10 protein-coding genes are annotated in these 14,621 nt (G+C 37.4%); 5 read left to right on the top strand and 5 right to left on the bottom strand.

The features are described from left to right. Positions 1 to 4,103, bottom strand: a 4,103-nt coding sequence (locus AB7E63_RS11725) for an ankyrin repeat domain-containing protein (RefSeq protein WP_428419570.1), incomplete at its 3' end; no start/stop codon positions are given. Between the two features lie 175 nt (positions 4,104 to 4,278). Between AB7E63_RS11725 and AB7E63_RS11720 the strand changes: the two genes are divergently transcribed. Then, positions 4,279 to 5,154: a hypothetical protein gene (locus AB7E63_RS11720; protein ID WP_006341571.1), complete on the top strand. Its 876-nt coding sequence runs from the start codon at positions 4,279 to 4,281 to the stop codon at positions 5,152 to 5,154. Positions 5,155 to 5,306: 152 nt separating this feature from the next. On the opposite strand, the gene AB7E63_RS11715 is transcribed toward AB7E63_RS11720, so the two are convergent. Further along, complete coding sequence (locus AB7E63_RS11715; RefSeq protein ID WP_006341570.1) at positions 5,307 to 6,146, bottom strand: sulfite exporter TauE/SafE family protein; 840 nt, start codon at positions 6,144 to 6,146, stop codon at positions 5,307 to 5,309. 203 nt (positions 6,147 to 6,349) lie between these two features. On the opposite strand from AB7E63_RS11715, the gene AB7E63_RS11710 reads away from it, so the two are divergent. The 3 genes from AB7E63_RS11710 (at position 6,350) to AB7E63_RS11700 (ending at position 8,057) form a co-directional block, all read left to right on the top strand. Then, positions 6,350 to 6,880 carry a DUF2147 domain-containing protein gene (locus tag AB7E63_RS11710; RefSeq protein WP_006341567.1) on the top strand — a complete coding sequence of 177 codons (531 nt, stop codon included), beginning with the start codon at positions 6,350 to 6,352 and terminating at the stop codon, positions 6,878 to 6,880. An 87-nt stretch (positions 6,881 to 6,967) separates the two neighbouring features. Further along, positions 6,968 to 7,588, top strand: a complete 621-nt coding sequence (locus tag AB7E63_RS11705; RefSeq protein WP_013924751.1) for an MIP/aquaporin family protein — start codon at positions 6,968 to 6,970, stop codon at positions 7,586 to 7,588. A 43-nt stretch (positions 7,589 to 7,631) separates the two neighbouring features. Then, positions 7,632 to 8,057 (top strand): phosphate-starvation-inducible PsiE family protein, encoded by a 426-nt coding sequence (locus AB7E63_RS11700; RefSeq protein WP_428419569.1) that lies wholly within the window; start codon positions 7,632 to 7,634, stop codon positions 8,055 to 8,057. Between the two features lie 41 nt (positions 8,058 to 8,098). On the opposite strand, the gene AB7E63_RS11695 is transcribed toward AB7E63_RS11700, so the two are convergent. The 3 genes from AB7E63_RS11695 to AB7E63_RS11685 all read right to left on the bottom strand — a co-directional run bounded on the left by AB7E63_RS11695 (position 8,099) and on the right by AB7E63_RS11685 (position 13,608). After that, a complete protein-coding gene (locus AB7E63_RS11695; protein WP_036746281.1) occupies positions 8,099 to 9,541 on the bottom strand; it encodes a hypothetical protein in 1,443 nt (480 codons plus the stop codon). A 153-nt stretch (positions 9,542 to 9,694) separates the two neighbouring features. Continuing rightward, on the bottom strand, positions 9,695 to 11,377 hold the full coding sequence (locus AB7E63_RS11690) for an F-box protein (protein WP_006341561.1): 1,683 nt from the start codon (positions 11,375 to 11,377) through the stop codon (positions 9,695 to 9,697). Between the two features lie 23 nt (positions 11,378 to 11,400). Then, positions 11,401 to 13,608 carry an F-box protein gene (locus AB7E63_RS11685; protein WP_006341560.1) on the bottom strand — a complete coding sequence of 736 codons (2,208 nt, stop codon included), beginning with the start codon at positions 13,606 to 13,608 and terminating at the stop codon, positions 11,401 to 11,403. A gap of 224 nt (positions 13,609 to 13,832) precedes the next feature. On the opposite strand from AB7E63_RS11685, the gene AB7E63_RS11680 reads away from it, so the two are divergent. After that, entirely contained in the window at positions 13,833 to 14,519 is a 687-nt protein-coding gene (locus AB7E63_RS11680) for an FkbM family methyltransferase (RefSeq protein ID WP_013924756.1), read from the top strand. The last annotated feature ends 102 nt before the right edge of the window (positions 14,520 to 14,621 follow it).

Here is a 14,621-nt window from a genome sequence, read left to right as displayed (position 1 = left end):
TTGCAAATTTCAAATAGTGGCACTTTAGAGGCATCAGCTCCCCATTTAAGAAGAAGTTCTACGAGCTTAAAATTATTCGAACAAGCATTTAGCAGAGGTAATTCATTGTTTGTGCTTTTAAGTTCAAGATGTTCTTGAAGTGAAAGCGCTTCAGTCATCTCATCTGGAGAGGATTTTGTGATTTTTTTAATTAATCGTTCAAAATCTCGAGGGGTTGCATCAATATTTGTACAAATCAAGTGCAGGACTGAAAGTTTGTTTGTGGTAAGCGCATGGATATCCGATCTAGACTTTAAAAGTAACCGGATAAGGGACCTATTTTCAGCACAAGCCCAGTGGAGTAATGTGAAGTCCAATTTAAACTTATAAGAGGCAAATTGTTGTAATTGCTTGGGTGAAAACAGTTCTTTCAGAATTTTGGAATCAACTTTTGAATTTCTAATAAGGAGCTCTAGGCAAGTGAGGTACTCAGCGTTCGAGACGAAAAGATCAGATTCTTCTCTCAAAAGAAAGTTAAAAATTTGGCTGTCAAAGGGAGACTTTTGACAAATTAGATGAAGAGGAGTATTGCCATTTTTGTTTATTTGCAAACGAAGATGAGGCGTTTTTTTAATGATTTTTTTAATAAGACCTGCTACTTCTGGCCCAGAATTGTGGCACAGAATATGTAAAAGTGTATTCCCATTTTGATCAGTGACATCAAGATTTGCGCCAAGTTTGATCAAAGCTTTCACTAACTTTGCATTGATTGGAATAGTAGTACATGCAATTTGAATAGCCGTTAGGCCGATATCTGTTTTGGCTTCTAAGTATTCTTTGAGATCTTCACCGATTCTTTTGACGAGAATTTCTAGAACAGCCATTGGAAGTTCCGAATTTTCGCAAATGTAGTGTAGAGATGTGTATTTATCATTATTTTGTGCCATAACCAATCCCCAAGGGTTTTGGCTTTTGGCTATAATGGCTTCAATAATCTCTGCAGACATTTCGGGATTTTCACACGCGTTGTGGAGAGGCGAATTTTCGTTATGATCCACATAATCCACATCAGCGCCTAGGTCGAATAAAACTTGAAACAGTTCTAATGAAGGATTTTCTCTTAAAGCGAGCAAATGTAAAGGCGTTTCCTCCTTCTCATTGTGGGAATTAATCGTCTCAGGTTTTGCTAATAGTTGAATACAACGAGATGTAGCAGAAGGATTTCTGCAGGCGAAATGTAAAGGAGATTCGTTGTTACAATCGGTTAAATCACAATTTGCTCCCATTTCTAGTAATAGAGAGACAACGTCGAGATTAATTGGATTCGCTAGCAGGGCAATATGTAGGGCAGTACGGCCAGCAAGATCTTGATGATTGACTAGATCAAAAGAAGCATCTTGTTTTTTACCTGTCGATAGCAAAAGCTTGATGATCGTTGGATCGATATTAGAAGTAGCACAGGCGATATGCAGCGGGGAGCTATTTTCAAGGTTAGGAATAAAAACATTAGCTCCGTATTTGAGTAGGATTTGAATGTTATGCGGATTTGGATTAGATTCAAGGCAAATATGGAGTGGTGTTTCTCCTGTTGTATTTTGAAAATCCAGAGCTTTAGGATCTGCCCTTAAAGTCAACTGAATGAGGTACTCCAATTGCTGTGGCGTTAAGTGTTTATTTGAACAAGCGCACGGAAGAATAGATTCATTTCTAGCTAAATCTGAACTCAAAAAAACAAGACTTGCTCCAGCGTCGACTAACACGCGAATGCTTTTAAGATCTACTGGATTGCGCAAACAAACGATTTCAAGAGGCGACAACCCTTCTTGATCACCCTCGTTTACATATTCCTTTAGGGAAGAATGATCATTTGTATTTTTAATAAAAAAATTTAAAATGCGGTGGTCCACGCTAGGATTTTTGCAGAGATGATGAAGGAGGTTTCCTGCTGTTGTCCTCGCCCCTAATTTATGCAAGAATAAGACCGTGTTTGGGTTAATAGGATTTGCCTGACAAGCGACTTCCAAGGCATTTTTTCCATTTAAGGTTGTATTAAGATACTCGGCTATGTCTTGCTCATATCTTCCCGCTTCAATGATAACTTTTAGAGTCGATTCTTTCATGCCTGGGTGTTGGCAGGCAAAGTGCAAATAGGAGAGATCAGTTGGATCGATGCGAGTTTCGTTGATTAAAAGTTCAATGACTTTTGGATTAATCTTTGCTTGCAAAGCCACACCGAGAGCCGTTTGTTCGGAAGATTGCAAATTGATATAGGCGTCAAAATTGACATCTTCATTTTTAACCGCTGAAATAATTTTTTGGACAGCTTCCGGGGTTGCATCTTGACTTCGACAAATTAGGTGTAGTAGAGACCCCCATTGAACATGAGTTACACTCGCTTTAGCTCCCTTTGAAATAAGATAATCAATGATTTCCGGGTGACTTGCATGTTTGAAACTTGCAGCTTGGAGAGCACAAATTTGGTTTTCATCAGTTTGATTCAAATAAGCATGGAGGAGACCTTTTCTTTCTGCTGCTTCGACGATGGCTTTAATATCTTCTAAGGAAGCGTGTTTATTAAAGCAGGCTATTAGTAAAGGGGATTGGGTTTTTTTATTTAAAAAAACATCAGCTCCTTTATCAATGAGAGGTTTAATGAACGATGCATTCAATTCACAGGCTTTCATTAAAAGCGTCTTTCCTGTGTCATCTTGTTCATTGATTAGGTCTGTAGGGTTGTATGTTTTTGCTAGAAGATTTAGTAAAAAGGTGAAACCTTCCACAGGATTAGAAGGATTACTGCATAAGAGGGAAAGGAGATTGGATTCAGGTATAGCGCCATTTTCCACGAGAATTTCGATATATTGCGGATTATGAGTGCAGGCTATGTCTAAAGGTTTTCGACCAAGCACATCACTTTGCTCCAGATTGGAGGTTTGATAATGTTTTGCATAATGCAAGAGTGTTGCAATAACAGAGGGATTGTTGCTGTGTCCACATGCAATGTGAAGAGCTGAAAGTTTTTGGGTATTTGTGTGTTCAAGAAATGCTTTTGGGTCCATCACATTTTCTAAAACAAATTGAATGACTTCGGGCGAGATATTGGATTCGCAGGCATAATGTAAAATAGAATTGCCATGCTTATCTAGAGCATAAATATTGGCATTCAAACTTAATAATTTTTTAATTAGATCTAAATTAATGACTTTTGCAACAAAAAGAGTGTGAAAGATATGATGATTTTCATAGTCGCAGTCATTGATGTTGGCACCAGCCTGGAGGAGTTCCCGAAAATGTTCAAATGTTGGTGAAGAATGCTTGCTAAGGAAAAGGATAGCCGACAGACCTAAAGGATTTTTTATGCGGGGATTCGCTCCATTTTGCACAAGAGTGGCGATAAGGTGTGGTGAACTTTGACAGGCGTACATTAAAGATGTATTCCCATTCCTGTCTGGGATATTAACGAAGTCTTTATTTTCTTGTATTTCAGCAAGTTTTGTAATTAAATTTTGTAAAACATCAGGTGCTGTTTGAGGGTTAAAGCATGCCCTAAAAAAAGCGTCTTTAGCTGGAATCGCATTGTGTTGTAAGAGTGGTACTATAAGCTTAGGATTTCTTTGGCTAGCAATAAATAAAGGTGTCTGGTGTTGGGCATCTATAAAATTAACATCGGCACCAAGCTCAATGAAAAGCTGGATTAATTCATGGTTAGTGTATGGATTATGGCAAAGATAAATTAAAGATTTTTTGATGGAATTTGGATGAATAAGATTTGACTTGTGTAAATTTTTAATTGAATCGGGGGTGGATGTCATGAGAATATGTTCAATTGGAGCAACACTTCTCAAAGTGCAGGCACTAGAATTCTTTTGATCTAATTGTTGCCTATTTATAGCTGAGGCGAAGATTTCAAAGGTTGCGATATCAAGTCGACCTTTTTTTGATTTTTTTATACAGTCAATAATTTTATTAAAGGTATTTATTTCACCATTATTGACTAGTAATTTTTGGGCCAATTCAGATATAAAATTCTCTGATTCATTTATGTTTTTAATAATTAGTTCTTCAGGACTATTTATTACCCAATCGCAAAAATTCGGATTAATTTCACCAAAAGTTGGGTTCATGCTGGTACTCCTTGAATAAAAATTAATCCGTAAGTGTCTAATATTTAATTTTAATTAAAGATGAAAAGAATGGATTAATTTAAATTATTGTAAATATTAATTTTGTATGATTAGATGAAATTATATAGTACATAAACATTACTATCAAATATTGTTATAGTATAGTGGTAAATTTATGGGTTTTAAAAATATTTTATTTATTTTAATTTCCGGTTTGAACTTTACAACTATTGCTTTTGGTTTGGATATTGAAAATAATCCTTATCAACTCTTTAAAGACGCAGCAATCAACTCTACTGTTGGAACACCTTGGAAAGCGAAAAAACATCAGGAGCTAATTCAACAAGTGACAGCAGCACGACCTGATATTGTAAAAGTCAAAACGCTTGCGTATCCCATCTCGGAGGAAAACCTAAAAGAGCTATATGGAAATCAAACATCCGTTCCCTTTTTTGCTTACAGCAGCTTAATCGATAAAGGTTCTCCTACTGCAAAAACGATTAGTTCACAAGCTCTTGAAACATTAACTCCTGCGGTCGCTTTTGGAATTCAACGTGTTTTTAATCGGGAAATGCCATCAAATGTCGCCGAAAAATGGGGAAATGTCAGAAGATCCAACGATGTGGCTGTTCTCAATGCCTTTGTGAAAAATGATGCGGTGCTTAATGGCGTACTCCTTCAATTACCCTTACCCGATTTATTGACCTTGACCAAAGGGGAAGTGGGGTACGATTTAATGCCTGTTCTTGTTGTGCGATGGAATGATGCATTGGATGAATCAAAACCGGCGGAGCTTATTCTCGCATATACTTTAATCGCTCCAGATTATAAAGGAACAGGAGATCGCTACACCAATGACAAAATCAATCCTATTCCTGGATATGTCAAATTTCTCCAGAATGGATTAAAAAATTTTGGTGAAGATTACGAGGCGATGTGGTGGGCAACAACATTTTTGGCAGACAAAAAAACCTTGATCAATGAAATGCCTGATCATGAAGTTAATATGGCACTGGAAACGATAAACGAGATTCCGAATAAGAAACAATGAGATGTTATGCGTTCCTAGTCACAAGCTGGCACCAGGAAACGATCTGTTAGCGTGGAAGCTTAAATGTTGTTTCGGCAATGTTTTTCGCTAAAAGGCCCAGATTCCGTTATCTGTGCTCAGCTTGTGAAAAGGAACCCATGGCATCTCAAATTTTAGAATTCAATTTTCAAAAATAATAGAAATCCTAGCAGCATGGTAAAAAAGCCTATAACACGCTTTAGATAGTTCTCGTTAAATTTACTTATTAAGAAGACTGAGAAAGGAACCGAAGAAAGTGCCCCGAATAACATGGGAGCTAGAAGTTCAGGTTTAGTAAATTCTCCCTGCGTTCGAAATAAAATCACGGATAATAGGCAGGTAAAAGCTTCGGCAAAGGAAGTAATCCCGACCGCCGATTTACCTTGGACACCGCTTAAAATTTGTCCACTCGTTACAAGAGGACCGTAACCGCCTCCGCTAATGGCTTTATTAAAGGCAGCCACAATGGCTAATAAAGCCATTTTCCAATTCCTATATTCCAATACTTGATTGGCAAAAACAACCACAAAAAGTCCAGATATAAAAACAATGCATCCGATCAGCATGATGATCAAGTTCTCGGGCAAGATTTGAACGGTATAAACACCCAAACTTAAGCCAACCATACTTGTTGCGGCCAATAAAACGGCGCGATTAAAATGCACACCATTAAATTTAAGATCGACATTTTCAATTTGGTCATGGAAATAAGCTGAAGCAAAGCCCGTAAATAATTCTGATAAAAGAATCGTAGGGACGATGTCGAGAGGATGATAGCCCATCAATAAAAGTGTTGACGTTAGAATCGTTCCATATCCCATTCCAAGCCCGCTATCGACAAATTCACAAAAAAAAGAGACTAGAATTAAGACTACAAAACTTTTGTCAAAAGAAAGAGAGTAGAGGGAACTATACCCCATAAAAATGATGGCAAGGACCGCCAACCAAAGGAAACCTTTTAAAGAAAAATGCATGTCAATCCGTCCAAATGCTTTAGATGTCAATGAGCTTACGCAGATTGGCCCGCTGCCTTTGATCAGTTTGGCATACCGTTTAGTCAAATTCAAGAATATTTATGATAAATTTGAATGAGATAAAAAAACGTTGACTTTCCCAAAAAGACCGGCAAAAGTGAGGTTTTAAGCATGATTTTAAAAACATATCTAAAGGATCGCTCATGAAGACACTCCTATCTCTATTTTTATTTTTAATGATTTCAATCAATTCAACTTACGCCATAGACGAAGTGCAAGGATTTTGGAAAAGTGTCGATGATGAAACCGGAAGAATTCAAAGTATCGTAGCGATTTATGAATATGAGGGGAAATATTTTGGACGCATCATTGCCACATATGGCCACAACGGTGAAATTGCAGATTCGATCGAATCTCCTAAAACACGCGCCGCAGGAGTTCAAGGAAACCCCTTTTTTTCAGGGATGGATATCATGTGGAATCTTAAAAAAAATGGGGAGAAATACACAGATGGAAAAATCTTAGATCCCGACCATGGAAGAGTTTATGATGCGCAAATGTGGCCAAAAAATGGGAACTTAATTGTAAGAGGCCAAATCTTTTTCTTTGGACGTAATCAAACGTGGTTGCCAGTTGCAGAGCATGATTTTCCAAGAGAATTAAAAAAACCCGATTTAAAAGAGTTGGTCCCTGTAATCCCCAAAGTGAATCGGGTAAAAAGCTCAAAAAAATAGTTTATGTGTTGTTCGAAAATTCTCCTTTTTGCAACATGCGATTAGTATAGAAATTATTATATAAAATCCATGATTGAGGATGTTAAAATGAAATATATTTACGAATTTATTGGAACTTTTTTTCTTGTCTTAACTGTTGGAATGACAGCGCTAGAACCTGGCGCCGGGCCACTAGCTCCTTTGGCCGTTGGGGCCGCTTTAGCCGTGATGGTTTATGCAGGGGGGCATATTTCAGGAGGACATTATAATCCGGCTGTTTCTCTGGCTGTTTATTTGAGAGAACGTCTTACGACAAAAGATCTATGGTTGTATTGGGTCGCTCAATTTTTGGGTGGTGCCTTAGCTGCTCTTTTGACTGCCTATTTTAAAAGCGGATTTGCGCAGGCCCCCCTAACAATTGATGCAGCTAAAGCTTTAATCGCAGAGTTTCTCTTTACCTTCGCTCTTTGCTATGTTGTATTAAATGTGGCCACTGCTCGTGCGACCCAAGGCAATTCCTATTATGGTTGGGCGATTGGATTCACAGTTCTAGTGGGGGCATATGCTGTAGGAACGCTTTCAGGAGCGGCTTTTAATCCAGCTGTTGCATTAGGAATCTCTCTTTTAAAGATCAGTGCTTGGACCAATTTTTGGATTTTCTTAGTCGCTAACTTTTTAGGAGGAGCTGCTGCTGCCTATGTATTTAAAGCCGCTCATCCCAACGAGTAATTAACAAAAGGTGATGATGAACAATTTACCAAAAGAAAGCCTCATGCAGTCGACACATGATCCACTGGTCCATCAACTGAGCAAAATTATTGTGTATTGTGTTAAGTTTTTGGCTATTCTGATGGTGATTGTCGTCATCTGGTCGTTAGTCGATGTTGTTGTCCATCTTTACGAGAATATCGTTTCGTCGGTGACATCGAGGTTCAGTACAGAAAGGCTTTTATCTACTTTAGGATCCTTCTTAGCGGTACTAATTGCGATTGAGATTTTTTTAAACATTATTTTTTATTTAAAGAAAGATGCTATCCATGTGCCCCTTGTTTTAGCTACAGCTTTAACCGCCGTTGCTCGAAAGGTGATCATTTTAGATTACTCGAAAGCACTAGCGCCCGAATTGTATGCGACAGCTGCCTTGATCCTCTCATTAGGCATTACGTATTGGTTAGTCACTAAAAATGAAGTCTCATGAAGAGCACAAAGAGAAGGAACTCTTTGTGCTCTTGATCTCTCCTATTCCCAATGGACTCTTTTGAGAATCACCTTGAAAATGTGAGGCGATGCTGCCGAATCGGAAGAAGTATTTGTATTGGGTAATGTACTTTGAATTCCACCCACAATATATCCAATGACAGAGGAATGTCTGCTCAATTGATCCAATTTGATCACGCCATTTCCATAAGCAGGTAAATCATCGACAGGAATAAATTGTCCCCCAGCCCCAAATAGAAGTGGTTTTCCAGGATTGGATTGTGTGGATAGAATCACTGGATATTGCTGTTTCAAGATATACTGTTTAAAATCCCCTTTTTTATTCAGGCGAATTGCTGAAATTTGATTGATGAAAGGAAGTTTTGGATTTGTTTGAAATTGCCCATTCTCAAAGAAACCGTAACTGATCCCGCCAAAAAATAGCACGTACATGTCATCTGTATGATTTGAATAAAGTGGCAAGGTTGGGCAAACATACTGATTCATGGCTTGCTTAAATGTTTCTGGATTCTCAGGGTCATCCATTGAAGCTTTACCTTTAGTATTGATGATCACAGGTACTGTCCATGCACCACCTGCCAGAGTGAAGACACCACCAAAGGCAGCATAATCTTGCAAAGGAACTCCCAAGACGTGGTGGACAATCGGGACAACATTTAAGTCTCTTCGTCGATAAGCGGGATCTTGCTTTTTAGGTACAGCGTGGTGGACATCGACTGACAGTTTTTTCCCGTTATCGTGGATTCTAAATCGTCTCACCTGTTCACTATATTGTCCATTGCTGCTTGGTGTATAAAAGCCTTCAAAATTTTGACCAAAAACGAGTAGCGTTTCTCCCTTCTTGGTTCTTGTCATATATCCACCCGTGATTTGGAAAACGGGATTATGGATTTGACGCACATGGTGAGCAAGTGTTTCCTTTGGATAAGGTCTAATGACCCAATGCATCAAGCCTCCTAAGTCAATGGCTGTCAGGGTATCTTTTGTACTGAACTCGCCAGTAGCCGTATCAACACCATACCCACCAGTGATGTAGAGAACCCCATCGTGTTGATAAAATTGTGCACTTGTAACCGATAGGTGGTCGACTTGCTGTTGGGTGAGTCCAGATGTAGGATCGGTTAAGGATTTGGAATATACAGTTTTGGTGCTGGGATCCACGACATAAACCATGGTGTTTTGCTCAGAAGGAGGAAAGTTATTGTTGTCGTTATTGAATCCATGTAATCCATTTGTACGCCCTGCCAGAAGAACGAATCTGCCGCTAAAACTTGCAGATACAAAAGATTGAATGCCGTAAGGTAAAGAAAAATCGGCGAGTTCCAATTTGACCCGAAAAGGTAATTTATCCCCGGAGGAGACATGGCTGACCGTAGGTGTTTGATTGTCACCGAAAGCCGTGTGGCACCATCCACATGCCAAAAATATAAGGAAAAGGTAATAGTGCGAGTAGCGTTGTAGCATAGTGAATCCCATTTTTTAATTTGAATAAAGCAGAAATGTGAAAAGTCACAAATCCGCTGTTAGGCAATAAAAAAACAAGCATCTTCAATGGTTGAAATTTCGTCAATCATTTTAAAAAAACCACTTGATGTAAACTCTTCGTTACTTTTAAGGCTACAACCGTGCACGTTTTTCCATGGTTTCATAGAGAATGTTGTAAAGTCGAGGCAACCGTGTACGGAAATTTTCATTCTTTAAAAGTTGATTGACAAATGGAAGCGTTTCAAGAAAATGCATCTCTAATTCAGTCAAAAGAAGCATCAAGCAGATATCCTTCAGTGAATACTCGCTCAATTTATAAAGGCTCAGGATTTGCCTATGCCTTTCAGTGCTATTAAAAGATTTCTGACCAGTGATGCTTCCCAAATTGTCATTTGCAATGCCGAGCAAGCTATAGGTCGCTATCTTGAGTTTTAGCAAGGGGGAAATACTCATGCCTAACAGAATAAAGTTGTAATCTAACGTTTTTTGAAAACAAGTGGCCTCCATGTTTTCCCAGGTTAGAGTCATATGAGGATAAGCTAATTTAATGATATCGAGGGGGGATTGGTTGCAATCCAGTTTTAAAAAATTTGATGTAATAGCGTTAATGAAAACCATGAGATATTTTATGTCAGATAAAGGAAATTGAACCTTGATACTTTGAGAAAAATTGATTGCAGAAGAAGGGGCTGTTTTTAAATGGGGGAATTCCAAGGCGATTAAATGTGGAATGAGCGAAAACAAACCATACAGTTTAACCCAGCGGCTATTCAGATTTTTACCTTGAAAATGCATTGTCAGCACAGTTGCATTATCGTGTGAAATCCGCATTTTTAATGTTAAAACGTAGTTTGGATAGCGGATATTCCAAACCATTTCAATATTCTTTGCATAGTCTGCATGGTAATGTTTGGACACATGTGTAATATGGCTGTTGTGTAATAGCTGGCCTAACTCTTTCTCAAACCGCATTAAAAGTGGATGTGAAATAGGCGTACTTTTAAGTTTTAAATACGAAAGAATCGTACGGGTGTTTGCTCTACATAAAGCATAAACATCTTGCAGCGAGTTAGGCAAAATGGGAGAGATGGCTTCAAAAAAAATATGAGAACCTATTGCCGCAGTTTCTACACTAAAACCATCTGTGTATGCAAATGTTTGATTTTTTAAGGTGTTTAATTTGTCTTGAAGTTCTTGTAAATAATTAGGGAAATGAGAATCTTCATTTTCGCAAAGTAATAACAATTTTTCTTCTTCTTTGCTAATCAAGTTGAAACAGTGTTTAAATAGCAAATAGGTTTGTTCCACAAATGGATAAACCTCATTCTGCACTTGTAGAGAGGTTTTGAAAGGATGGTTTTCATGCAGTCGATGTTCGAGATAGAATAAAAAGTTAACGAGGACATATTTTTCAGTTTCGTTTAGCAAGCATCCATATTTTTCTAAAAAGGTATTTGTCGATTGTAGACAATCCATAAGCTCCTGAAAAGTATTGGCTGCACCAAGCAAATGGATTTGTTGTCGAATCCAATCACGATACTCCTTCCCAATCGCATAATGCTCAGAAGAAGGTAAAAAAAGGATGGGCAGAATGGTTAACTTAAACCAGAAAAATGATTTAGCATGCTTCAAACGATCGTAAATTAAAATTTTCCAATGTTTGCATGTTCTTGCTGCCTGCATTAAGGTGTCGGGTGAGGCTTCTTCAAGAAGCATGCGAAAAATATGAACTAAGGTTTCGTTGGGGAGTGAATGAATGGGAGATAAAAATGTTCTAGGATATACAGGTGATCCACTTAATTCTCTACAGTCCATAGCAAAAGACCTTTCTTAAATGATTAATTTAGAAATTTCTTCAAAGTATATATAGATTTTTGTAAGGGCTCATTATCTTTTGTAGCTTCTTCACAAGCATCTATAAGTGAAGTAAAGGCATTTTTAAATGCATCAAAATGTTTATTCTCATTTTTAAATGTTTGGTAATGATCACAAATTAGCTCTAAAAGGGCATACGCTTGGTTAGAAAGCTGTTTATCGGGATTTGCTAAACCATTTGCAAATGTTTGCGAAATCATGACAGAGATCCGCATTTCCGCGTACTTTTCTGCATTTTTCACTAAAAATCCGATTAAACAGTGTCCTGCAAGCAAGAGTGCTTTTTCATTTACAATGTTTTTTATGTATAAATCTTGCAAGTCTTTTATGATCGAATCATATTTTTTTAAAACTTCTAAATGGAATTCTCGTTTGTCTAAGTTTTGGGTCTGTTCTAAGGGCAGTTTGACTTTATTTTTGTAAGGTAGAAATAAAGAAAATTTATTTTTTTGATAGAGCTTTATGGCTGTATTAAAAAAAAGTTGTTGATCCTGGTTTTCGATCACTTGCGCCATTCCAAGAGCAAGCCATTGAGGATTTTTATAGGAAATAGCGATTTCTATTGCTTCCCCAGTTTTTCCTTGTTCAAGGCTGTGCTGGATGTACAAGTTGATCTCTTTATGCTTTTGAAGGGCTTGAGTTAAGATTTTAACAACATTCGGCATTTTTTCTGCAATTTTGGGATGCGTGCATAAGAATTCAATAGAAGAATAAGCCCCTTTTGATCCTCTCAAAAGATCATTTATCAAAGCATTTGTGGCCTGATTGATCAACTGCTTGGAAATGCTGTAAGAGGGGAGATGACTTGCAACAGTTTTCTCAGCTGTTCCAACTAACCATAGCATTGCAATTTTTCTCCTCATATGAATATCTCCCAAAAACACCTTATTAAAATGAGGGGTTTTTAAGAAAATTTGAGGATTTAACCGATCAAAATATTTCCAATCCTTGGAAACATGCACAAGCATTTTTTTGAGAGAATCGGTAGAAAAGGTGCTTTTTGTCCAGCTAAAGATCATTTCTTGAATAAATGAAAGATTGATTTTTGCAGAGTTTTTTAACGCATATTTAAACTCTAAGCCACGGCTATAAGAATCATTAACCAAGCATGCGTTGTCCATAAGAGATGTAATTTCAGCAAATTTCTTCCAGCGATTATTTGGACTTAATCCATTAAAGCTGACGATTAAATGAGAGGTATTTTTTTTGGAAATTTGAAGTGTAATCGCGGCAAAAGAGGCAATCTCATCAAATTTGTCCAAAAGAATGTGCCAGCTCAAGACAGTTTCGGAGGAACAGATGTAAAGATGTTTCGAAAAAACAGCTTGTTTTTTAACAAGCATCCCTTCAACTGCTTCGGCAAGCAAGGAGTATTTCTCAAGCTGCAGAATATAATTTTTAGCTTTTAGACAAGTCAAAGCATTGAAAACAAATCTTAAGCATTGATGTTGTATTTGTTTAGTACCGGGAACATATTTTCCCAAAAGATTAAGTGCATACATATCGCTGCCACCCATTTTTTCAGAATAATAGAGGGCAGGATCTTCGTTTGTGTCATGCTGATGGATATTTTTTATAAAGTTATCAATTTGCGCAAATGTAACAGGGATTTGTTCCAGGCATAGTTGTTGACAACCCTCTAAAAAAGCAAATAGGCCTTCTTGAATGAAGAGGATGATCTCTTCAAAATTAAAAGATTCCTGGATTTCAGTAAGTATGTGCTTGATCTCATCATGGATATGAAATAAAAAGTTTATGATGATGTTTTTTTCTAAAGTATTTCCCTCTTTGTAATGCTCAGAAAGTACTTTTAATGTTTCTTTCAAAAATGTATTAAGAAAGAAAATGGATTTTTCTTCTGAAGGCTGTTCTGTATACTCTCTTAAAGAGCGATATAATATTCTTATCTTTTCTAAACAAGCTTCGTGCAGGGGTTGCTGCAAAGAATTGACCTGCTTAAGTGCGGGAATCACAAAAAGATGTACCCATTTAAGCGACCTATCGCAGGTGATCATTTGCCACCTTCTACTAACACGTAAAGTCGAGTGAAATGAGGAAGGGCCTATTTTGGCTAATTGATTAAAAATGGAAAGCAAAGCTTCATCAGGAACAAGATCAAATGGAGAAAAAAAATTGAGTGCATGAAGCGGAGTAATAGCGGTGTTCAACATATGTCAGTTCTGGTTTAGTCGGATCGAAGTCGTTAAGTATTCAGATCTTAAATGAATTTTGGAAATTTTCGCAAACATTTTTTGGATGAAAATGCCTTTAAAAGATGATGAGCATTGTCATAAAAGGTCCCATTTTTTCAGATCTTTCAAATTGATTTGACGCAATAATGGATGTGATAAATAATTAAATTTTTATTCAAGTTTTTTATCACAAAGGAATGACGATGTTAAGAAAAGTACATTTTGGAATAAGCTTACTGATGATGATGACCTGTTTATGTGTCGCTGAAGAGCGAGCTCCTTTTGAGTTAATTAAAAGTTTGCTACCTGATAATCCTGTTATTGTTGAAGCAGGAGCCCATTTTGGCGAAGATACAATTGTGATGAGCCAATTGTGGCCACAAGGGCATATTTATGCTTTTGAACCTTCTCCAGAATCCTATAATGAACTATTTAAAACCGTTCATACTAGCTCTAACGTTACAACATATCCATGTGCACTATCTGATAAGAAAGGGCAATTTTTGTTCTACTTAGCTGGAGGCGCAAGCTCTTTGCGCAAACCTACAAAGCATTTTAATGATGACTATTTTCATTCCGATTTAGATCATCCGATTGTTGTAGAGGCAAATACTTTGGATGCGTGGGCACAAGAACAGGGTGTTCAAAAAATCGATTTTATATGGTTTGATATGGAAGGAAATGAATTAAATGCCTTTAAAGGGGCTCTTCACCAATTAAAAAATGTGAAGCTCATCTATACTGAAGTGAACTTTCAAAAATTTTGGGAAGGTTGTGTGTTATATTCCGATTTAAAAAGTTGGCTCAAAGAAAATGGATTTAGAGAAATCTGGATAGAAAGTGTGCCAAATTGGCATGGGAATGCACTTTTTATGAATGTCAATCTTTAATACACCAAGGAGTCAGAATGAAACGGTACCATAAACTTACTCCAGAAGAAGAGAAGATTATTAATTTGAAAGGGACCGAATACCCAGGCACGGGGCAGTACG

Origin of the sequence: Parachlamydia sp., from assembly GCF_050255895.1 — a bacterium.
Classification (GTDB): domain Bacteria; phylum Chlamydiota; class Chlamydiia; order Chlamydiales; family Parachlamydiaceae; genus Parachlamydia; species Parachlamydia acanthamoebae.
Note: the sequence above shows the minus strand (reverse complement) of the source record. Positions and strands in the feature narration are given on the sequence as shown.

Excerpts from the sequence above, each read along its gene's own strand:
- AB7E63_RS11705 (WP_013924751.1), top strand. The coding sequence starts at position 6,968 with ATGAAATATATTTACGAATTTATTGGAACTTTTTTTCTTGTCTTAACT.
- AB7E63_RS11715 (WP_006341570.1), bottom strand. The coding sequence starts at position 6,146 with ATGCATTTTTCTTTAAAAGGTTTCCTTTGGTTGGCGGTCCTTGCCATC.
- AB7E63_RS11710 (WP_006341567.1), top strand. The coding sequence starts at position 6,350 with ATGAAGACACTCCTATCTCTATTTTTATTTTTAATGATTTCAATCAAT.
- AB7E63_RS11685 (WP_006341560.1), bottom strand. The coding sequence starts at position 13,608 with ATGTTGAACACCGCTATTACTCCGCTTCATGCACTCAATTTTTTTTCT.
- AB7E63_RS11695 (WP_036746281.1), bottom strand. The coding sequence starts at position 9,541 with ATGCTACAACGCTACTCGCACTATTACCTTTTCCTTATATTTTTGGCA.
- AB7E63_RS11700 (WP_428419569.1), top strand. The coding sequence starts at position 7,632 with ATGCAGTCGACACATGATCCACTGGTCCATCAACTGAGCAAAATTATT.
- AB7E63_RS11680 (WP_013924756.1), top strand. The coding sequence starts at position 13,833 with ATGTTAAGAAAAGTACATTTTGGAATAAGCTTACTGATGATGATGACC.
- AB7E63_RS11690 (WP_006341561.1), bottom strand. The coding sequence starts at position 11,377 with ATGGACTGTAGAGAATTAAGTGGATCACCTGTATATCCTAGAACATTT.
- AB7E63_RS11720 (WP_006341571.1), top strand. The coding sequence starts at position 4,279 with ATGGGTTTTAAAAATATTTTATTTATTTTAATTTCCGGTTTGAACTTT.